17 protein-coding genes, 2 tRNA genes and 1 rRNA gene are annotated in these 20134 nt (G+C 59.6%); 12 read left to right on the forward strand and 8 right to left on the reverse strand.

What is annotated here, in order from left to right; all coding sequences use genetic code 11:
• Positions 1-74 precede the first annotated feature (74 nt).
• From ilvD to O8W32_03575, 6 genes are all read right to left on the reverse strand, one after another.
• Positions 75-1724 carry a dihydroxy-acid dehydratase gene (gene ilvD / locus O8W32_03550; protein ID WII09908.1) on the reverse strand — a complete coding sequence of 550 codons (1650 nt, stop codon included), beginning with the start codon at positions 1722-1724 and terminating at the stop codon, positions 75-77.
• Between the two features lie 159 nt (positions 1725-1883).
• Positions 1884-2198, reverse strand: a complete 315-nt coding sequence (rpsJ, locus tag O8W32_03555) for a 30S ribosomal protein S10 (protein WII09909.1) — start codon at positions 2196-2198, stop codon at positions 1884-1886.
• A 57-nt stretch (positions 2199-2255) separates the two neighbouring features.
• Positions 2256-3521 carry a translation elongation factor EF-1 subunit alpha gene (gene tuf / locus O8W32_03560; protein WII09910.1) on the reverse strand — a complete coding sequence of 422 codons (1266 nt, stop codon included), beginning with the start codon at positions 3519-3521 and terminating at the stop codon, positions 2256-2258.
• A gap of 98 nt (positions 3522-3619) precedes the next feature.
• Positions 3620-5830 carry an elongation factor EF-2 gene (locus tag O8W32_03565; GenBank protein ID WII09911.1) on the reverse strand — a complete coding sequence of 737 codons (2211 nt, stop codon included), beginning with the start codon at positions 5828-5830 and terminating at the stop codon, positions 3620-3622.
• A gap of 45 nt (positions 5831-5875) precedes the next feature.
• Entirely contained in the window at positions 5876-6520 is a 645-nt protein-coding gene (locus O8W32_03570; GenBank protein WII09912.1) for a 30S ribosomal protein S7, read from the reverse strand.
• 11 nt (positions 6521-6531) lie between these two features.
• Positions 6532-6930, reverse strand: coding sequence for a 30S ribosomal protein S12 (locus O8W32_03575; protein WII09913.1), 399 nt, complete (start codon positions 6928-6930; stop codon positions 6532-6534).
• A 364-nt stretch (positions 6931-7294) separates the two neighbouring features.
• Here O8W32_03575 and pyrG point away from each other — a divergent pair, with 364 nt between their 5' ends.
• The 4 genes from pyrG to O8W32_03595 all read left to right on the forward strand — a co-directional run bounded on the left by pyrG (position 7295) and on the right by O8W32_03595 (position 11081).
• Positions 7295-8920 (forward strand): CTP synthase (glutamine hydrolyzing), encoded by a 1626-nt coding sequence (pyrG, locus tag O8W32_03580; protein WII09914.1) that lies wholly within the window; start codon positions 7295-7297, stop codon positions 8918-8920.
• Between the two features lie 78 nt (positions 8921-8998).
• Entirely contained in the window at positions 8999-9634 is a 636-nt protein-coding gene (locus O8W32_03585; protein ID WII09915.1) for a translation initiation factor IF-2 subunit beta, read from the forward strand.
• A 3-nt stretch (positions 9635-9637) separates the two neighbouring features.
• Positions 9638-10873, forward strand: coding sequence for a tRNA (N(6)-L-threonylcarbamoyladenosine(37)-C(2))-methylthiotransferase (locus tag O8W32_03590; GenBank protein WII09916.1), 1236 nt, complete (start codon positions 9638-9640; stop codon positions 10871-10873).
• 132 nt (positions 10874-11005) lie between these two features.
• Positions 11006-11081: transfer RNA gene (locus O8W32_03595), tRNA-Gln, on the forward strand.
• 370 nt (positions 11082-11451) lie between these two features.
• Here O8W32_03595 and O8W32_03600 read toward each other — a convergent pair.
• A 16S ribosomal RNA gene (locus tag O8W32_03600) occupies positions 11452-12916 on the reverse strand.
• 597 nt (positions 12917-13513) lie between these two features.
• Here O8W32_03600 and O8W32_03605 point away from each other — a divergent pair.
• From O8W32_03605 to O8W32_03615, 3 genes are all read left to right on the forward strand, one after another.
• A tRNA-Ser gene (locus tag O8W32_03605) sits at positions 13514-13601 on the forward strand.
• Positions 13602-13743: 142 nt separating this feature from the next.
• On the forward strand, positions 13744-14688 hold the full coding sequence (locus tag O8W32_03610; GenBank protein WII09917.1) for an asparagine synthase-related protein: 945 nt from the start codon (positions 13744-13746) through the stop codon (positions 14686-14688).
• A 78-nt stretch (positions 14689-14766) separates the two neighbouring features.
• Positions 14767-15222 carry a TerB family tellurite resistance protein gene (locus O8W32_03615; protein ID WII09918.1) on the forward strand — a complete coding sequence of 152 codons (456 nt, stop codon included), beginning with the start codon at positions 14767-14769 and terminating at the stop codon, positions 15220-15222.
• A gap of 99 nt (positions 15223-15321) precedes the next feature.
• Here the strand turns inward: O8W32_03615 and O8W32_03620 are convergent, their stop codons facing one another.
• On the reverse strand, positions 15322-15738 hold the full coding sequence (locus tag O8W32_03620) for a flavodoxin domain-containing protein (protein ID WII09919.1): 417 nt from the start codon (positions 15736-15738) through the stop codon (positions 15322-15324).
• 521 nt (positions 15739-16259) lie between these two features.
• On the opposite strand from O8W32_03620, the gene O8W32_03625 reads away from it, so the two are divergent.
• From O8W32_03625 to O8W32_03645, 5 genes are all read left to right on the forward strand, one after another.
• Entirely contained in the window at positions 16260-16910 is a 651-nt protein-coding gene (locus tag O8W32_03625) for a metallophosphoesterase (GenBank protein WII09920.1), read from the forward strand.
• 40 nt (positions 16911-16950) lie between these two features.
• Positions 16951-17331 carry a 30S ribosomal protein S8e gene (locus O8W32_03630; GenBank protein ID WII09921.1) on the forward strand — a complete coding sequence of 127 codons (381 nt, stop codon included), beginning with the start codon at positions 16951-16953 and terminating at the stop codon, positions 17329-17331.
• Between the two features lie 158 nt (positions 17332-17489).
• A complete protein-coding gene (locus tag O8W32_03635) occupies positions 17490-17783 on the forward strand; it encodes a signal recognition particle subunit SRP19/SEC65 family protein (GenBank protein WII09922.1) in 294 nt (97 codons plus the stop codon).
• A gap of 5 nt (positions 17784-17788) precedes the next feature.
• Complete coding sequence (locus O8W32_03640; GenBank protein WII10042.1) at positions 17789-19195, forward strand: NAD(P)H-hydrate dehydratase; 1407 nt, start codon at positions 17789-17791, stop codon at positions 19193-19195.
• Positions 19195-19995 (forward strand): metallophosphoesterase, encoded by an 801-nt coding sequence (locus O8W32_03645; GenBank protein WII09923.1) that lies wholly within the window; start codon positions 19195-19197, stop codon positions 19993-19995. The genes O8W32_03640 and O8W32_03645 overlap by 1 nt, the downstream gene beginning before the upstream one ends.
• Positions 19996-20134: the final 139 nt, after the last annotated feature.

Here is a 20134-nt window from a genome sequence, read left to right on the forward strand (position 1 = left end):
CTGCCCGATTCCACACGAAATGTTATAGAACCAAAAATAACGGCGGGGGAGAACCCCGCCGAAAAGATTTTTTTTCAGTCTCCGAGGTAAGCGCCGCTCACTCCGTTGCTGACGAGCTTGCGGTACTTCTTCTGGACGCCGGTGACCGGCCTGTCCACGATCTTCACGGCTGCCAAGCGGGCCTTCATCTCCTCATCGGAGATGCGGGCGTTGAGCTTCCTGTTGGGAATGTCGATGTCGATGATGTCCCCGTCCCTCAGGGCGGCGATAGGGCCTTTCTCGTACGCCTCGGGCGATACGTGGCCGATCGCTCCTCCGCGGGTAGCGCCGGAGAACCTGCCGTCGGTGATGAGGGCAACGGACTCTCCCAGGCCCATTCCCTGGATGATGCTGGTGGGCGCGAGCATCTCGGGCATGCCGGGCGCTCCCTTGGGGCCCTCGTACCTGATGACGACACAGTCGCCAGCGACGATGCTGCCGGACTTGATGGCCTCGGTGGCGTCCTTCTCGGAGTCGAACACGCGGGCGCGTCCGGAGAAGACCATCATCTTGGGGCTGACGGCCGCCTGCTTGATGACGGATCCCAGCGGGGCGATGTTTCCCTTGAGGATGGCGATGCCTCCCTGCTTGTGGTACGGGTTGTCCAGGGGCCTCAGGACGTTGGCGTCCTTCACCTCGGCCGCATCGGCGATCTCCAGGATTGACCTGCCGTTGACGGTGGGCGCGTCCTCCAGGTGGTCCCTCAGCCTCTTGAGGATGGCAGGGACTCCGCCGGCGTTGTCCAGGTCGCGGATGTGGAATTCCCCGGCGGGCCTGAGGCTCGTTATGTGGGGGATCTCCCTGGAGATCCTGTCGAACTCGGAGAGGTCTACGGGGCATCCGAACTCCTTGGAGATGGCTGGGATGTGGAGGGCGGTGTTGGTGGAGCCTCCGATGGCCATGTCCACGCAGATGGCGTTGCGGAAGGAGTGGATGTTCACGATGTCGCGGGGTTTGATGCCCTTGCGGACCAGCTCGACGATCTTCTTACCGGATTCCTTCGCGATCCTGAGCTTCTTCTCGTCCACGGCGAGGGAGGTCCCGCAGCCGGTGAGGGACATCCCGAGGGTCTCGGTGAGGCAGGCCATGGTGTTGGCGGTGAAGAGGCCGGAGCAGCTCCCAGGTCCGGGGCAGGCGGCGCACTCGACGGATTTCAGGTAATCTGCGCCCTCGGTGCCGACCTGCACCTGGCCGATCGCCTCGAAAACGGTCTGGAAATCCACGACGTTCCCTTTCAGGTTCCCGGCCTCCATGGCGCCGCCGGTGACAATCAGGGCGGGCACGTTCATCCTCCCGGCGGCCATCAGCATGCCGGGGGTGACCTTGTCGCAGTTGGAGACGCCGACCCAGCCGTCGAGGGCATGGCCTTCGACCATGACCTCGCAGCAGTCGGAGATGACCTCGCGGGAGATCAGGGAGTACCTCATCCCCTTGTGGCCCATGGCGATGCCGTCGCAGACCGCGGGGGTCCCGAAGACGAACGGGACGCCTCCGGCCTCCCTGATTCCCTCCTTGACGGCCTCGACGATCTTGTTGAGATGTATGTGACCGGGGACGATCTCGTTCCAGGAATCGGCGATCCCTATGAACGGCTTATCGAAATCGGCATCTCCGAGCCCGTCGGCGCGGAGAAGGCTTCTGGCAGGGGCAGCATCGATGCCCTGCTTGATGACGTCGCTTCTCATGGTATCAGTGCGGCCTCTATGGCAACATCGATTAATAATTGACGTTGCACAGAAGCGATGATAAAAAAGAAGGCTGTCGCCTTTCGGCGGCAACCCGTCCGGAGTCCATCAGGGGGCAGAAGCCCCTATGGAAAGGAAATGAATGGTTTTTAAGGGATTTCAGGCGCCGCGGAGAACGATCTCGATGTTGACGCCATCGGGAACCTGGATCCTCATGAGCTGCCTGAGAACGCGGTCATTCGCATCGAGGTCGATGAGCCTCTTGTGGATGCGCATTTCCCACCTGTCGTAGGTTTCGCTGCCCTCTCCGTCGGGAGACTTCCTGCAGGGGATCCTGAGCTTCTTGGTCGGCAGGGGAACAGGGCCGCGGATGGCCACTCCGGTCCTCTGGGAGATGCCCTTGATCTGGTTGCAGACAGAGTCGACCATAGCAGGGTCGGTGCCGCTGAGAGAGATTCTGGCACGCTGGGACATGGTATATTGCACCTTGGGGTTTGGGATTCGGGGAGGAAACCCTCCCCAAATCCGGAATCAAGCCTTCTCGACGGAGATGCAGACTCCGGCGGCGACGGTCTGTCCCATGTCACGGATCGCGAACCTGCCCAGAGGCGGGAACTCCTTGACGGGCTCCACGACGAGGGGCTTGGTGGGGACGATCTTGACGAAGGCGATGTCACCGTTCTTGATGTAGTCAGGGTGGTCGGCCTTGTGGGCTCCGGAGTGGGGGTCCACGGTGTACATGAGCTCCTCGAACTTGCACGCGACCTGAGCGGTGTGGCAGTGGAAGACGGGGGTGTATCCGACGGTGATGACCGAGGGGTGGTTCAGCACGACGACCTGAGCGATGAAGCTCTTGGCGACGGACGGAGGGTTGTCGACGGGTCCGGCGACGTCTCCCCTCTTGATGTCGTTCTTGGCAACACCGCGGACGTTGAATCCGACGTTGTCTCCGGGGACGGCCTGGGGCAGGGACTCGTGGTGCTCCTCGATGGACTTGACCTCTCCCTTGACGTTGGAGGGCTCGAAGATGACGGTGGTGTTGGGCTTCAGGATTCCGGTCTCGACACGGCCGACGGGGACGGTTCCGACACCGGTGATGGTGTAGACATCCTGGACGGGCAGCCTGAGGGGCTTCTCGGTGTGCTTCTCGGGGACCTTGAGGTCGTCGAGGGCCTGGAAGAGGGTCTTGCCCTTGTACCAGGGGGTGTTGGCCGAGAGGGTCTTCACGTTGTCGCCGTAGTAGGCGGACACAGGGATGAAGGGAACGGTCTCGGGCTTGACACCGACAATCTTGAAGAGCTTGGACATGGCCTCGACGGTCTTGTCGTAGGCGGCCTTGTCGTACTTGACGGCGTCCATCTTGTTGACGGCGACGATGATCTGCCTGATTCCGAGGGTGGTGGCCAGGAAGACGTGCTCCTTGGTCTGGGCCTGAGGTCCCTCGACAGCAGAGCAGGTGATGATGGCCGCGTCCGCCTGGGAGGTTCCGGTGATCATGTTCTTGACGAAGTCACGGTGTCCGGGGGCGTCGATGACGGTGAAGTAGTACTTGTCGGTGTAGAACTTCTTGTGGGCCACATCGATAGTGACACCCCTCTCCCTCTCTTCCTTGAGACCGTCCATGATCCAAGCGAAGTAGAAGGTTCCCTTTCCTTTCTCCTCAGCCTCTTTCTTGTATTTCTCAACGAGGTGAGGGTCGATGGCACCGGCCTCGAGGAGGATCCTCCCGGTGAGGGTGGACTTTCCGTGGTCGACATGCCCGATGATGACTAGGTTCATGTGCTCCTTTTCTGCCATTTCAATGTCTCCTTTCCAAACCCAGATAGGGTTACTTTTTGGTCGATAAGGCTGTTTATATTAAAAGGTTTAGACCGAAGGACTCGGTCCGGGCCCGTTCAGAGCCCGGAGTAGTACTTCGCGTCGTAAGGCTCCGCGCTCAGGCCCTTCCTGGTCCTGATCTCGGTGACGACCTTGGACTGCAGGTCGGGGAACATCTCCTCGAACCCGGCGTTCTCGGTCGACCAGAGAGCGCGGCCCTGGGTGGCGCCCCTGATGTCGGAGGTGAACCCGAACATGTCGGAAACGGGGCACTTGGCGCTGATCGTCGAGTCGGATCCGTCCTGGCCCATCTCGAGGATGGTACCGCGGCGCTGGGTGATCATGCTGATGACCGCTCCGGTGTAGTCGGGGGGCACGCTGATGAAGACGTGCTGCATGGGCTCGAGCAGGACGCGGCCGGCCTCGCACATCGCACCGTAGATACCGTCCCTGACGGCGGGGATGATCTGAGCGGGTCCCCTGTGGATGGTATCCTCGTGGAGCTTGGCGTCGATGAGGACGACCTTCAGCCCGGAGCACTTCTCCGCGGCGAGGGGTCCCTTGGACATGGCCTCGTCGAACGCGTCGGCGACGAGCTCCATGGTCTCGTTCAGGTACTGGATACCCTTGGTGGCGTCGATCAGCACGTTGTCGAACTTGAACTTCACGATGCCCTTGGCCTGGATGGGGTCGGACATGCCGAGGTCCATGACCTGCTTGGCGAGCGCCTTGGGGTCCTTGATCTTCGCGTCGGGGTCGATGTCGCCCTTGTGGATGGCGTCGCAGACTCCCTTCTCCAGCTTGGAGACGACGAAGGTGAACTTGTTGTGCTTGTTGGGCGACCTGCCCTCGAAGCCCTGGGGGTTCGTGCCCTTGACGCACTCCCTGTACACCACGATGGGCGGGGAGACGACGATGGGGACGCCCTGCTCGTTCTGGATCCTGTAGACGGTGATCTCCAGGTGGAGCTCTCCCATACCGGCGATGAGGTGCTCTCCGGTCTCCTGGTTGATCTCGATGGCCAGGGACGGGTCGGCCTTACCGATGGTCCTGAGGACCTCGACCAGCTTGGGCAGGTCCTTGGTGTCCTTGGCCTCGATGGCCTCGGTGACGACAGGCTCGGAGTAGTGGGCCATCTTCTCGAAGGGGGTGATGTCCTGCAGGCTGGACACAGTGGAACCGGCGATGGCGTCCTTGAGCCCGGTGACCGCGACGATGTTCCCCGCCATGGCGTCCTCGATGGGGATCCTGTCGGCACCGACCATCAGGGCGACGGTCTGCACGCGCTGGGGCGCGGGCTGGCCGGCGACGTAGAGGGTCTGGCCTTTCAGGATGGTCCCGGAGAACAGCCTTCCGACGGCGACCTCCCCGGCATGCTTGTCCATGATGATCTTGGTGACCATGAAGACGACATCTCCGGAAGCATCGCAGTTGAGGAGCTCCTTCCCGACCTTGGACTCGAGGTCCCCTTTCCAGATGATGGGGATACGGATCTTCTGGGCGAGGGTCGGGGGCTGGATGTGCTCGATGGCCATCTGCAGGGCGACCTCGTGCAGGGGGATCTTCTTCGCGAGCTCTTTCTGGCCGCCTTCCTTGTTGCAGTAGTCGAAGATGTCCGAGAAGGTGATCCCGGTCTTCTTCATGTACGGGGCGGAGATGGCCCAGTTGTTGTACGCGGACCCGAACGCGACGGTGCCGTCCTGGATGCTGACCTGCCACTCCTTGTTGAGGGGGGCCGGGAGGTTCGCCTTGATCTTCTCGTTGAAGGTGGCGATGAGCTTGGAGAACCTCTGGATCATCATGTCCTTGGTGACCTGCTGCTCAACGATCATCCTGTCCACCTTGTTGATGAACAGCATGGGCCTGACCCTCTCTTTGAGGGCCTGCCTGATGACGGTCTCGGTCTGGGGCATGATGCCCTCGACCGCGCAGCAGAGGATGTAGACACCGTCGAGGGCCCTCATGGCCCTGGTGACATCTCCTCCGAAGTCCACGTGGCCGGGGGTGTCGATCAGGTTGATGAGATAGGACTTGCCGTTGTAGTGGTGGACCATCGATGCCGATGCGGCGTTGATGGTGATACCCCTGGCTGCCTCCTGCTCATCGTAATCGAGGACACGCTGCTTTCCTGCGAGGTCCTCGGACATCATACCGGCACCCGCGATGAGGTTGTCGGAGAAGGTGGTCTTGCCGTGGTCGATATGCGCTGCGGTCCCCAGGTTCCTGACGAACTCGGGGGTCTTCATGATGGTCGTCGCATACTTGATATTCTCTTCTTTACGTCCCATTCTCACACCTGATTAATCGTGTTGTTGTGCAGTTGCTCGGAGCGCTCATCTGGCAGACTGTGCCACGCGCTCGGATTCCTCTTTCTTAGCTACGGCGAACGAGGTCATGTCCCCGCGGGAGGCGAGCATGAGCTCGTCGGCAAGGCAGTCCTCGATGGATTTCTTGTTCTTCGCGGAGGCAGCGACGACTCCGGTCGCGATGTTCCTCAGCGCGATGTCGAGCCTCCTCTGGGGGGAGATGTCGACGGCCTTGGGCACAGAGATGCCTCCGAACTGCAGCCTGGTGACCTCCTCGCGGGGGGCGGCGTTCTCGATGGCCTCGACGAGGACCTGGACGGGGTTCTTCTTGGCCTTCTTCTCGATGATCTCGAAGGCATCCTCGACCGCCTTGTACGCCTTCATCTTCTTCCCGGTGTACTTCTCGGTCCTCATGATGTTGTTGATGAGCCTCTCGACGATGCTCAGCTTGGACTTGCCGAACCACATGTTGGCGTGCTTGCCTCCGGAGTGGGGGACGGCGGTCGAGTTGAGGTCGATGTACTTCGCGAGGCCGGCATCGCTGATGACGATCTCGGAGGTGTCGTATTTGCCGAACACGGGCGCGTGGGGCGCCGAGGGCTTCTGCTGCTCTTCGACAGGGACCTCAGCGGCCGCCTGCTGCTCCTGAACCTGGACTTCTTCATCTGCCATGATAGCACCTCTCATCTGGTGGGCTTCTGGACCCTGCCCCTGACCATCTCGTCCAGGGAGACGTTGTTGACCTTGATGACCTTGTAACGGACCCCGGGAATATCTCCGTAGGACCTTCCCATCCTTCCGCCGATACCCTCGACGAGGACCTCATCGTGCTCGTCGATGAAGTTGATGGCGCCGTCGCCGACCGCGAAAGCGGTGATCTGGCGTCCGTTCTTGATGAGCTGGACCTTGACGCACTTCCTGATGGCGGAGTTGGGCTGCTTGGCCTCGATACCGACCTTCTCCAGGACGATGCCGCGTCCCTGGGCGGAGCCCTCGAGCGGGTCCGATTTCTCCCTGAGCTTGAGCACCCTCTTCTTGTATCCCCTGTCGAGCCAGCGGAACTTCTGCCTGTCTGCCTGCATTTTCCTTGCAGTGAATAGACCGTTTCCCATAGTTGTTCACCAAACTTCGTTTTTCGCTCTGAGAGCGTGATGCCCCGTGCGTGAAAACAACTGTTTTCGATACGCGTGGCTAATCTGAGCGTCGCTATTAGTAGATTATATTTAATGGCTTGCAACCCAGGGGGCCCCTGCGGATGCTCCCGGCGGGAAAGCGCCCCGCCGGGCCCCGGAGCGCCGGACCGGGGATGACGGCTCCGGACGGGCCTGCGGCCGCTATGCCGCCATCGGCACGTCCTCAGGCTGAACAAACGGACAGCGGTTCGCCTTATCCTCAGACAAACGTTTAATAATAATCCCCGCGGTGGGAGTTTCCCGTTGATTTGAGATGAAGTTGATTTTCGTCAGCGGCGGAGTCATCTCCGGTTTGGGAAAGGGCATCACTGCCTCTTCTATTGGCCTCCTCCTGAAGTCCAGGGGGATCGCGGTCACGTCCATAAAGATCGACCCTTACCTGAACATCGATGCGGGCACCATGAACCCCTTCGAGCACGGCGAGGTGTTCGTGCTCGACGACGGCGGAGAGGTCGACCTGGACCTCGGCAACTACGAGAGGTTCATCGGCCTCCGCCTCGGGAAGGACCACAACATCACCACCGGCAAGGTCTACCGCACCGTCATCGAGAACGAGCGCGAGGGGAAGTACCTGGGCAAGACGGTGCAGATCATACCGCACATCACCGACGAGATCAAGCGCAGGATCACCGCGGCGGCCCGCTCCTCGGGGGCGGACGTCGCCATCGTCGAGCTCGGAGGCACCGTGGGCGACATCGAGTCGATGCCGTTCCTGGAGGCCGCGAGGCAGCTCGGCAGGGACCTGGGCAGAGAGGAGAACGTCCTCTTCATCCACACGACCCTCATCCCCATCATGGGCTCTGTCGGCGAGGAGAAGAGCAAGCCCACCCAGCATTCCGTCCGCGACCTCATGTCCGCGGGTATCAAGCCCGACATCATCGTGGGGCGCTGCTCACGCGAGCTGAGCCCGGCGGCCCGCTCCAAGATCGCCATGTTCTGCGATGTCGACGACCGCGCGGTCATCTCCTGCCCCGACGCCCGCTCGATCTACGAGGTCCCGCTGATCCTCGAGAGGCAGGGCGTGGCGGACTACATCGTCAGCAGGATGAAGCTCGCTCCGATGACGTCCGGCCGCCACATGGAGAAGTGGGAGGCCTTCCTCGGTCGCGTCCTCAACCCGACCTCCGAGGTGACCGTGGCCCTGGTCGGCAAGTACACCGCCCTCGCGGATGCTTACCTGAGCCAGCTGGAGGCCCTCTCCCACGCAGGTGCCGAGAGGAGCTGCCACGTGAAGGTGAAGTTCGTCGACAGCGACACCCTCCTGCACTGCGACCCCGCTTCCATCCTCGGAGAGGCGGACGGCATCCTCATCCCCGGAGGGTTCGGGGTGAGGGGAGTCGAGGGCAAGATCGCCGCGGCCAAGTTCGCCCGCGAGAACGGCATACCCTTCCTGGGCGTGTGCCTCGGGTTCCAGGTGGCGACCATCGAGATCGCCCGCGACGTCATGGGCCTGGCCGATGCGGACTCCACGGAGTTCGCGCCGGACACCGGCAACCCCGTCATCTTCATCATGCCCGAGCAGGAGGGCGTGAAGCAGATGGGCGGCACCATGCGCCTGGGCGCCCAGACGGTGCTGGTGAAGGAAGGCTCCAAGGCCGCGGAGCTGTACGGGAAGACCGTCATCTCCGAGAGACACCGCCACCGCTACGAAGTAAACCCCAGCTACATCGATGCCTTCGAGAAGGCGGGATGGAAGTTCACCGGGCGCTCCGAGGACGGCTCCAAGATGGAGATCGGCGAGCTGCAGGGGCACCCGTACTTCGTCGCATCGCAGTTCCACCCCGAGTTCAAGTCCCGCCCCATGGAGCCTTCGCCGCTCCACCAGGGCCTGGTGGATGCCGCCATGGAGCATGCCCGCGCCGTCCGCAGGAAAGGCTGAAGCATCGCCGCGCGCCATCGCGCGCACGTATACTTTATAAGAAGGGTCACGATAGCGAAAGCGTTAGAGGCGAGAAGAATGGAAGAAGAGGAAGATTACATGGCCATGCTCGACCGGGCGAAATCGCAGATCCCCGACGTCATCGAGCAGCACGAGAGGTTCGAACTCCCCGAGCTGGACATCATCCAGGAGGGGAAGATCACCATCTTCAGGAACTTCATCGACATCACCGACAAGATCAGGAGGGAGCCCCAGCACCTCCTCCAGTATCTCCTGAAGGAACTCGGTACCCCCGGCGACCTCGAGGGGCGCAGGGTTGTCTTCAAGGCGAAGATCGCACCCCAGCGCATCGACGAGAAGATCCGCGACTACACCGAGACGTACGTCATCTGCTCCGAGTGCGGCAGGCCCGACACCCACATCGAGAAGGAGGACAGGATGTCCATCCTCGTCTGCGAGGCGTGCGGCGCCAGAAGGCCCATCATGGTGAGGAAGGCCGCCAGGCCCGAGGATGCCAACACCCTCCGCTCCGGCGACATCATCGAGGTCACCATCAACGATGTGGGGAAGAAAGGCGACGGCGTCGGGAAGTACATGGACTACCTCGTCATCGTTCCCGGCACCAAGCGCGGGACCAGGGTCAACGTCAAGATCACCAACATCTCGGCGAAGACCGCATTCGGCCTCCCCACCACCGAACCCGTGAACCACTGAAGCATGAAGTACTTCGTCGAGTCGTACGGCTGCACGATGAACTACGGGGAGGGCGAAGAGCTCGCCGAGCGCCTGGACGGCCTCGGATACGGGCGCGCCCCCTCCGCCGATGCAGCCGATCTCGTCGTCCTCAACACCTGCACCGTAGTGGAGACCACGGAGAAGCGGATGATCAAGAGGATGAACGAGCTTAAGGCAGCCGGCAAGAAGGTCATCGTGACCGGCTGCATGGCCAAGGTTCAGGCCGGCAGGATCAATGTACGCCTGCCTGGGTCTCTTATAATACCCCCGGAGGACTACGGCAGGTTCGCCGATGAAGTCGCCGGGGCCTACGGGTGCGGCGAAGCCGTGACTTCCGAGCATATCGGCACCACGGCGATAATCCCTATAGCCCAGGGCTGCCGCGGCAACTGCACCTACTGCATCACCCGTTTCGCGCGGGGGACCCTGAAAAGCTATGAACCCACGGCCCTGAAGAAAAGGTTCTGCGACCTGCTGGACCGCGGAGCCAAGGAGATCCTGCTCACGGCCCAGGACACCGGATGCTACGGCAGGGACATCGGCACCGACCTCGGGGAATTGGTCAGGTCCCTGCTGGAAAAGGACGGAGACTACCGCATCCGCATCGGGATGATGAACCCCAACAGCCTGATGCCGGTTCTGGACTCCGTCATGGACGTTTTCGAGGACCCGCGCGTCTACCGGTTCCTCCACATCCCAGTGCAGAGCGGCAGCGATGCCGTCCTGGAGAACATGAGGCGGCATTACACCTCGGAGGATTTCTTCAGCCTGGTCGGCAGGATAAGGGAACGCTGGCCGGACATGAGCATCGCCACCGATCTGATAGCCGGGTTCCCCGGCGAGAGCGAGGAGGACCACGAGGCCAGCATGGGCCTCATCAGGAAGCTGAGGGCCGACACGGTGAACATCACGCGTTTCTCCGCCAGGCCCGGCACTGAGGCGTTCTCTATGGAGCAGCTCAACGGGAGGATCCTCAAGGAAAGGTCCACCGAGCTCACGGCCGTCAAGAACGAGACCGAGAAGGACGTGAACTCGTCCATGGTCGGGAAGACATACTCCGCGCTCGTGAGCGAGAGGTCCGAAGACGGGTCCGTCATAGCCAGGACGGACAACTACCGCCCCATCGCCATACGCGAAGAGATCCCGCTGGGAACGTTCATCAGGGCGACGGTTACTGATGCCTTCCCTACATACCTGATAGGGAAGAGAGCTGACTGAGCCGATCCCTCAGTTTTTATTCTGAAGGCCTGCCTCCGCATGCCTTCTCCCGGAGATACCGGCGGTATATTGAAGCCGAATTCAGCCGATTATCGCTCATATTTTATACGGAGAATTGCTGGGTCGGATTACAGTCCTGTAGTGTAGCGGTCAATCATTCGGGCCTTTGGAGCCTGCGACCCCGGTTCGAATCCGGGCAGGACTACCACTCATTGTATTCTGACGGAGCCTGCATTGACCTGCGGCGTATTTTCCGCAGCTGACGATCGATGATCGGCGGCCGCAGAACGATTCGACCGCAGCGTATGCCGTCCGATGCCTTCTTGCCGGATAAGGACCTTATCGTGCAGCGAACATAGGCAGCAATGCAGAAAGCAGATGTCCGATGAAGAACGAAGAAAGACGGCTATGAAGACGTGTCTGAATCAAAGCAAAACAAAGATAGAAATGAAATGGCGTTCGATGCTACGTTTAGTGCGTGGTAAGCTGCCTAGGAACTGCCGAGAAAACCTTTTACGATTTTCCTTGCAATTTATTCGCTATATGTGTGAGGGTTGGGCCGAAGCCCAACCCTGCGTAGGAGGTGATCCATCTGCAGGTTCCCCTACAGATACCTTGTTACGACTTAACCTCCCTTGCTGAATCTCAGCTCGAATACCCCAAAAAAGGCAGCCTCACTGAAACCCGACTCGGGTGGTTTGACGGGCGGTGTGTGCAAGGAGCAGGGGCATATTCACCGCGAGTTGTTGATTCGCGATTACTACGGAATCCAGCTTCGTGAGGGTGAGTTACAACCCTCAGTCCGAACTACGGACGGGTTTCGAGATTACCTTCACCTTTCGGTGTCGGAACTCATTGTCCCGCCCTTTGTAGCGCGCGTGTAGCCCAAGAGATTCAGGGCATACTGACCTACCGTTGACCTCTCCTTCCTCTGACTTAGCGCCAGCGGTCCCGATAATGTGCACCTGATCCGGAGATCAAGTTAGCAATTATAAGTGAGGGTCTTGTTCGTTATCTCACTTAAGAGAACGCTTTACAGTACGAACTGACGATGGCCATGCACCACTTCTCCAAGAATCGAGCAAAGTCATTAGCCTGGCTTTCATGTGATGGTCTCCCTTGGTGAGTTTTCCGGTGTTGAATCCAATTAAACCGCACGCTCCTCCCGTTGCGGTGCTCCCCCGCCAATTCCTTTAAGTTTCATCCTTGCGGACGTACTCCCCAAGTAGCAGACTTAACAACTTCTCTCCGGCACTGAATGCCCCCGTAGGGCCCCCAACACCAAGTCTGCAGCGTTTACACCCTAGACTACCGGGGTATCTAATCCCGTTTGCGACCTAGGGCTTCGTCCCTCACCGTCGGATTCGTTCTAGTAAGACGCCTTCGCCACCGGTGGTCCTCCAAGGATTACAGGATTTTACCCCTACCCCTGAAGTACCTCTTACCTCTCCCGATCCCAAGCCTGACGGTCTCCTCGGACTTCGGACTGTTAAGCAACCCGATTTACCCAAGGATCTATCAGACCGGCTACGAACGTTTTAGACTCAATAAAATCGACCACCACTCGGGCTGCGGGTATTACCGCGGCGGCTGGCACCCGTCTTACCCAGCCCTTATTCCTTCAGTTATCTACGCTGAAGAAAAGCTAACACAAAAGTGCTAGCACTAGGAATTCCCTCATCGGGCTTTCGCCCATTGTGAAGTTTTCGCGACTGCTGCGCCCCGTAGGGCCTGGATTCGTGTCTCAGAATCCAACTCTGGGCTCCCTCTCTCAAGGCCCATACCCGTAATAGGCTAGGGGGTACACTACACCCACTACTACCTGATAGGCCGCAGACCGATCCTAAAGCGCCGGAACTTTGAACCATAAGTCATTCCAGATCTCATGGTCTATGGGATATTATCCAGAGTTTCCCCTGATTATCTCCCACTTTAGGGCACATTGTCCACGTGTTACTGAGCAGTCCGCCGAGATTGCTCTCTAGACTCGCATGTCTTAATCGAATTCCTATAGCGGTGGCCGCCGGCAGGATCAACCGGAGTCAAATCTTATTGACATCGTCATCAGATGAATGAAACTGAAACTGGCAGTTTACCACGTTTCACCTATGTCCCGTGACGGCACACTCTAAGAATGTCCGTTATTTCACGAGACATTCGTAGCATCGAACGTCAGAGTTCAAGAGTGCACTTCCGATTTCGGAAGGAGATCTTGACTCTCCATATACGGAAACAGATGTTTTGAGGTTCTGTTCCCGCGCATTCCCCTGTAAACAGAGGAAGTATTTAACCATTTCTTCCGGGATGTTTTTCAACAGTCCGAAAGCACAGCACAGTGTCGAAGCAACTCGTGAAAGCCGCTCCGATTGCGTCGTGTGAATCTCCTGATTCCTGGGTAGTATATAATACTTCCGAGGAAGCAGTTGTTTCCCCTCTAGGCACCGGTGTTCCCGATGTTTCAAGGTAAACCCCACTATTTAGGGCTAATATAAATAAATTTCTATGCTTTCAATCTTAGGCCCGCCTGAGATCATCTGTTTTTCCAAGAAATGCGACAGATTCGATCTGAAAGCGCAGCCTGGGGCGGAAACCCTCAATCTGTCACATTTTAATAGGACTAACTGATATGCGCGACCGCAGGTGGAGGTGGCTCAGCCTGGTAAGGCGTCAGACTGCTAATCTGATGTCACTAAGTGACCCGGGGGTTCGAATCCCCCCCTCCACGCCATCCTGCTTTCTAAGAATCATCATTATGGCCGTGCCATGATCATCGGCGGCACTGGTCTATCCGCATATCGGCGTCTGTCCGGACCCATCCGTAAGCTTTCTTCTCTTTATCTATAATATAATAATAAGGATATGAGGCGCGCATGGCATGCGATGAGGCGCTCAGGGACTCCATAGTCCGCGCTGTGAACGGATACGCCGCAGGGAAGGATGTGGCCGTCGCCTGCTCGGGCGGCCTGGATTCGGGACTCGTAGCGGCGCTCGCCCAGAAGTGCGCGCATTCCGTAACCCTGTACACCTGCGGCACCGCGAACGCTTTCGATGTCGCTATGGCCAAGGACCTTTCCGACCGCCTCGGCCTCCCGTGGGTGCATGTGAAGATCTCCCAATCCAACATCGAGGACCTCATCTCGGAACTGGCCGTGGCCGGGAACACCGACGACCCGTTCACGATCTCATATGAGCTGCAGCTCTTCTGCGTGTGCATGGCTGCATCCGAGAGCACCGTCCTGACCGGGCAGGGATCGGACGAGTACTTCATGGGCTGCGCCAAGTTCGTCGGCTGCTCCGATGCCGATTTCATGATAATGCAGGAGGCGGCGAAGGAAAGGCTCCTGTCGATATCGGTCCCGTGCGAGAGGAACATCGCCGCCCATTTCGGCAAGACCCTCTGCTATCCCTATCTCGAGAAGGGGGTTCAGACGGAGATCGGCCGCATAAGCCCCTTGGCCATGAAGCCGGCCGACATGGGGTCCCGCAAATCGGTCCTGAAGGATGTCGCCGCCGACCTAGGTTTCGGTTTCCTCGCCGAGAGGACCAAGAAATCCTCGCAGTACGGCAGCGGGACCACCGACCTGGTCCGCGCCATGGCCAAGAGGAAGGGGATGGGCTACGATGAGTACATCGACTCGCTGTGCAGGGATGCCTTCGCCGGCAAGGGGAGGATGACCCGCGGCTCGATAGTATCAGCGCGCATCGATCCTATCCTCAAGGCCAAGGCGGAGAAGATCCTCGAGGAGAACCACGTCTCGGTATCCGATGAGATCGCGGCGCTCTATGAGCGGATAGTCATGAATGGGAAACCGTGAATCGATTGTAATTACATCCAGCAGTCATTGATATAGCACGTTTTATATCGCATCCTAAGGATACAGAGTCCGATTATCATGAGCGAATTCGACAAGCTTTGCAAAGAGTTCGAGAAGATCGACCCTGCCACGTACCTCGCGTTCCTCGCGGCGAAATCCAAGGACGTCCTGGCCGGGATGGCGGCCGTGACCGGGGACCTCGCCTCCGCGGTTGAGTCCTACGTGGACATCGTCCTGATGGCAGTGGCCTCGGACGGCAAGCTCTCCAAGGACGAGTATGCCCTCATCGCGCCCGGCCTTTCCGCGGCCGTCGGCGAGCCCATCTCCTACGATGATGCCAAGAAGATCATGAACAAGTCCAAGCTGAACTCCAGGAACAACAAGGCCGCCGTCGACGCCCTTGTGGACCTCGTCGGGTCCGTCTCTCCCGAGATCAAGGACGACATCGTCATCCTCACCATGATCGTCTGCGCCGCGGACGGGAAGATCTCCGGCAAAGAGAAGGCCTGGATCAAGCAGCTCATCCGCGAGTGAAGGATTGCCACTGCGGCCGGAGGATGTGGCTGTCCTCCGGCCCGTAAACCTGTTTCGGATTTTTTTCTATACTGTTCTATAATGGCGCCGTCCCGCCCTTCACGGCCGGACCGCGCCCAAGGCCATGCAGCGGTCCGAGACCCATTCGTTCGGCGCATAGATGGAGATGAGGTTCTCCCCCGGGAGGACAGCGCCTTCGGCGCGGAGGGCTTCAGCGAGACGCTCCAGCCACAGCCCCTCTCCCCTCGAGCATGAGCCGAAGAGGTAAACGGTCCTGCCGGAGAACACGCCGCCGTTATCGAAGAGGAACTTCTTCACCGGGGCGGTGTACTTCTCCTTCCCGGTCGCCGGGCAGCCCAGGAACACTATGCCCGAAGCTGCGATCTTCGAGGGGTCCGCTTCCTGCACCTTCGCAAAGTAGATCTCGTCCCCGGTGCTCTCGGCCCCTTTCCTGATGAGCTCGGCCATCTCGAGGGTGTTCCCCGTGTTGCTGTCGTAGATTATCGACCTCAGCATGCGGCGCGCCATGGGCCGCCTGTTTAAAACACATGCCGCACGGAAGGCTTGGCATGGTGCCGCAGCACAACAGGACCGGTACGCAGGCACGAAGCCCATTCTTGCAAAACTGCATCGGCGGAACTCGCCGAAAAATGTGAAATGAAGCCCCGCCGAGACCGTCGATGCGGCCGGCGGAGGAATGTAAAAACCCAATATCCCGCAATGAACGGGATTATCCTCGTTATATAATATAATAAATCGAAAGTTGAAGGCCTCACTTTGCGACCCAATTCAATTGAGCATTAAAAGTTGTATGGCGTTCATAATATAAAACACCGTACACGATGAACTTCTTTTCATTATTATACAGAAATGAATGCAGGACGACAAGCAAATGATGTTCGGACAATGATCCGTTATTTCAGCCGGTCCATGAAAACCCGAAGGAACCCTGCGGACGGATTGAGAAACGCGGTTCAGGCCGCCGGCGCAACACCGCCGAGGGGCGGGGATAAGTACCAAGTGGATGATGAACCCGCATGAAATTCCTCGTGATCACCGACCTTCACCAGAAGGCGTCCAACATAGAGTGGATCAACAGGCTGATAGAATCTGAGGGAACGGATGCCGTCCTGTTCCTGGGTGACGTTACCGACATGGGGACCGCCGACGATGCCGCCGAGATCGTCTCCTCGATACGCTCCAAGGTCTACTGCCTGCCCGGAAACTGCGACCCCCGCGACCTCCCCGAGAAGATATCTGCCGTCGCGACCGATATGCACGGGAAGTCCGCCGAGATAGGCGGATACTACGTCGCCGGCCTCGGAGGCTCCAACATCACCATCTTCGGCACCCCGTTCGAGCTCACTGAGGAGGAGATCGACGCGAAGCTGAGGCCGATATCCCGCAGGAGGATGATCCTCATGACCCATGCCCCCGCCTACGGGACGCTCGACCACATCCCCAACGGGACGTCTGTCGGCAGCCCGGCGATAAAGAAGATCTGCGATGAGTTCCGCCCACTCGTGGCGCTCTCAGGGCACATCCATGAGGACATCGGGGCCAAGTACATCGACGGCACGCTCTACGTCAACCCCGGCCCGGCCAGGGACGGGCATGCCGCCATCCTGGTCCTGGACGGGGACCGCGCATACGTCAGATTCGTCGGGCCCACCGATTCCGCTGACTGATACTATTAAATATGCGTCCACGATAGCAGAGGCGATTAACATGGCACTATGGCAGGGTAAATCCAACAGGAAATCCACCGGCGGCAGGCACATCCTCGCCCGCGGAAAGAGGAAGTTCGAGATCAGCAGGGAGCAGCAGTTCACCAGGATCGGCACCGAGTCCCTGAAGCAGTACCGCGGAATGGGTGGATCCAAGAAGGTCGGAGTCCTCTACGCCGAGTATGCCAACGTCGTCGACAAGAAGACGAACACCGTCAAGAAAGCGAAGATCCTCACTGTTACCGACAACCCTTCCGACAGGAACCTCGTTCAGCGTAACATCCTCAACAAGGGCGCCAGGATCAAGACCGACCTCGGAGAGGCCATCGTTACCTCCAGGCCCGGACAGTGCGGCGTCGTCAACGCAGTGCTCGTTGAGTGAGACCCAGCGCCATCTTACCCGGGGCCTGCCCCCGGGGGCATTCCAACGCTTTCCGGTTTTCGGTTCTTTTTGTGTATTTCTGTACTCTTCCTCGGCCGCCCTTATACGTCCGCAGGAAACAGGTTATTATTCCTCGGCTGTATCGAGAGGATGATAACATGGCTTATGACGACGATACGGCCATCGTCCTGTGGCCGGAATATTTCGATGCAGGCCTCTCCCGCAAGCAGGGGAGAAGGCTTCCTGTCTCCAAATGCGTGAAGGACCCGTCCCTGGACATGATCGCCAAAGGCGCGATAATCCTGGGCCTGGAGTACAGGATCGACGAGAGCAAGAGCTACCCGTCCGACTGGACCTCGAAGAAGGGCTGCGTCCGGGTGGAGAAGGGCAAGCTGAAGAAGACGGAGATCATCCCCCGCATAGGCGAGATCCTGATCAAGAACGGCGCGTGAGGCATATGATATCCGCGCTTGATTCCAAGGTCATGGATGCCAACTCCGAGGCCCTCGGGGTCGGCACCGATATCCTCATGGACAATGCCGGGAAGGCCCTGGCGGACTTCCTGACCGAGAGGTTCTCCGGGAAGAGGTTCATCATATTCTGCGGACGCGGCAACAACGGCGGGGACGGATCAGCCGCAGCCTGCCACATGGAGGGGGAGGATGTGACCCTCTGCCTCATCGGGAGCCCGGAGAACATCAAATCGCATTCTGCGGCGGCGTTCTATGCCAAGGCCGGCTGCCCGAAGGTCCCGTTCGATTCGCCCGGGACCGGCTACGATGTGCTCGTCGATGCCGTCCTGGGGACCGGCATATCCGGAGAGGTGAAGCCGGAATATTCCGCGTACATCGACCTCACCAGGAGGTTCAAGGGGACCATCGTCTCGGTCGATGTGCCCACCGGGTTCGGCACCGGCAAACAGGTCCTGCCCGATTTCACGGTCACCATGCATGACACCAAAGAAGGCATGGACGCTGAGAACTGCGGCGTGATCGTCATCGCGGACATCGGCATGCCGGAGAAGGCGTACACCCACACCGGCCCCGGGGACATGTACAGGTACCCCCGGCCCGATGCCCGGAGCCACAAGGGCGCCAACGGCCGCCTGCTGGTCATCGGCGGAGGGCCTTTCTACGGCGCCCCGGCGATGGCCGCCATGGCCGCCATGAGGACAGGGATCGACCTGGCTACCGTCGCCGTCCCCGAGAACTGCTATCATGAGGTCGCGGCCGTGTCCCCTGTGCTGATGGTGCACCCGCTCAAAGGGAACATCCTGCGCCATGAGCATGTGAAGGAGCTACTGGACATGGCCGAGAACAATGACGCGGTCCTGATCGGCCCCGGGCTCGGGCGCGACCCGAAGACCTCCGAGGCCGTGAAGGAATTCGTCTCGCTGTGCGATAAGCCGCTCGTCATCGACGCCGACGGCCTGAACGCCCTCGGCATGGACTTCGTGGCCAGGAACCCGGAGACGGTCCTCACGCCCCACCACATGGAGTTCATGCGCCTCACCAACAGCGAAGGGAACGATGAGAACGCCATGGCCTCTGCGGCGCATATGAACGCCGTGATCGTGCTGAAAGGGAAGGACGACATCATCACGGACGGAGAACGGATCAAATACAATTCATCCGGGTCCGTGGGCATGACGACCGGCGGGACGGGCGATGTCCTGGCCGGGATAATCGCAGGATTGATGTCCAAGAAGATGGACGCCTACGACGCAGGCTGCCTCGGAGCATACCTGTCCGGGAAAGCAGGAGAGCGCGCCTTCGCGAAGTTCTCGTACGGTATGATCGCCACAGACGTCATCAGGTACATACCCAAAGCCATATGCAACGGGCTGGACCGCCTGGGCATCTGATGGCCGACATACAGCCGGTTCCCGGCATCCCTGCGCTGAAGATAGACGATACCCTGGTGATCGGCGACCTCCACATCGGCGTGGAAGCGCATATGGGCGCCAAAGGCGTCCATCTGACCTCGCACACGGACATGATGTTCGACAGTATCATCGAGGCCGCCGGGACCGACATCGACCGCGTGATAATGATCGGGGACATCAAGGACTCCGTGCCCGGCTCGACCCGCCAGGAGTACCGCGAGATACCGGCCTTCTGCGACAGGCTCCTGGAGCATTTCTCAGAGGTCTGCATCGTGCGCGGGAACCATGACACCTCCATCGAGGATTTCGTCCCGGGGGCGGTCCGCATCTATCCGGCAACTGGGATGATCTCCGGGAACATCGGCCTGGTCCACGGCCACACCTGGCCCTCGGCCGAGGTGATGTCCAAGCAGACGCTGATCATGGGGCACTGCCATCCCGCCGTCCTCTTCAGGGACGGCGTCGGCTCGCATATGTCGGAGCCCTGCTGGCTCCGCGGCAGGTTCGCCAAAGAATCCGATGAAAGATATGCGCATCTCCCCGAATCTTTCATCATCGTACCTGCATTCAACAGGCTTCTGGGAGGATCCCCGGTGAACGCCATCGGAACGCCTCTGCTGGGGCCGATCATGAACTCGGACCTGGTGGACCTCGATGATGCGCGCATCTATCTCCTGGACGGGATCGATCTGGGCTTCAGGAAGGACCTGATGGTGAAGGACCGCAAGTTCAGGAGATGGAACGATGACGAGAACTCTCCCCGCCATACGTCGCTCTGAACCTTTTCTATCATCCTGAGCTCGATCGAGGGATGGCTGCATCGGCGGCCGCCGGCCTGACGGCTGCCCACATCGAATGTTCTGACAGAATAATTGATCCCCGGCAGGGCCGGGGAATGGGGGCTCACGCCCCCGGAGA

Source organism: Methanomassiliicoccales archaeon LGM-DZ1 (genome assembly GCA_030168595.1).
Classification (GTDB): Archaea; Thermoplasmatota; Thermoplasmata; order Methanomassiliicoccales; family Methanomethylophilaceae; genus Methanomethylophilus.

Bases quoted from the DNA above. Each gene is read 5' to 3' on its own strand.
- O8W32_03640 (WII10042.1), top strand. From the start codon at position 17,789: ATGATATCCGCGCTTGATTCCAAGGTCATGGATGCCAACTCCGAGGCC.
- O8W32_03620 (WII09919.1), bottom strand. From the start codon at position 15,738: ATGCTGAGGTCGATAATCTACGACAGCAACACGGGGAACACCCTCGAG.
- O8W32_03645 (WII09923.1), top strand. From the start codon at position 19,195: ATGGCCGACATACAGCCGGTTCCCGGCATCCCTGCGCTGAAGATAGAC.
- ilvD (WII09908.1), bottom strand. From the start codon at position 1,724: ATGAGAAGCGACGTCATCAAGCAGGGCATCGATGCTGCCCCTGCCAGA.
- rpsJ (WII09909.1), bottom strand. From the start codon at position 2,198: ATGTCCCAGCGTGCCAGAATCTCTCTCAGCGGCACCGACCCTGCTATG.
- O8W32_03615 (WII09918.1), top strand. From the start codon at position 14,767: ATGAGCGAATTCGACAAGCTTTGCAAAGAGTTCGAGAAGATCGACCCT.
- pyrG (WII09914.1), top strand. From the start codon at position 7,295: ATGAAGTTGATTTTCGTCAGCGGCGGAGTCATCTCCGGTTTGGGAAAG.
- tuf (WII09910.1), bottom strand. From the start codon at position 3,521: ATGGCAGAAAAGGAGCACATGAACCTAGTCATCATCGGGCATGTCGAC.
- O8W32_03635 (WII09922.1), top strand. From the start codon at position 17,490: ATGGCTTATGACGACGATACGGCCATCGTCCTGTGGCCGGAATATTTC.
- O8W32_03625 (WII09920.1), top strand. From the start codon at position 16,260: ATGAAATTCCTCGTGATCACCGACCTTCACCAGAAGGCGTCCAACATA.
- O8W32_03590 (WII09916.1), top strand. From the start codon at position 9,638: ATGAAGTACTTCGTCGAGTCGTACGGCTGCACGATGAACTACGGGGAG.
- O8W32_03565 (WII09911.1), bottom strand. From the start codon at position 5,830: ATGGGACGTAAAGAAGAGAATATCAAGTATGCGACGACCATCATGAAG.
- O8W32_03585 (WII09915.1), top strand. From the start codon at position 8,999: ATGGAAGAAGAGGAAGATTACATGGCCATGCTCGACCGGGCGAAATCG.
- O8W32_03630 (WII09921.1), top strand. From the start codon at position 16,951: ATGGCACTATGGCAGGGTAAATCCAACAGGAAATCCACCGGCGGCAGG.
- O8W32_03610 (WII09917.1), top strand. From the start codon at position 13,744: ATGGCATGCGATGAGGCGCTCAGGGACTCCATAGTCCGCGCTGTGAAC.
- O8W32_03570 (WII09912.1), bottom strand. From the start codon at position 6,520: ATGGCAGATGAAGAAGTCCAGGTTCAGGAGCAGCAGGCGGCCGCTGAG.
- O8W32_03575 (WII09913.1), bottom strand. From the start codon at position 6,930: ATGCAGGCAGACAGGCAGAAGTTCCGCTGGCTCGACAGGGGATACAAG.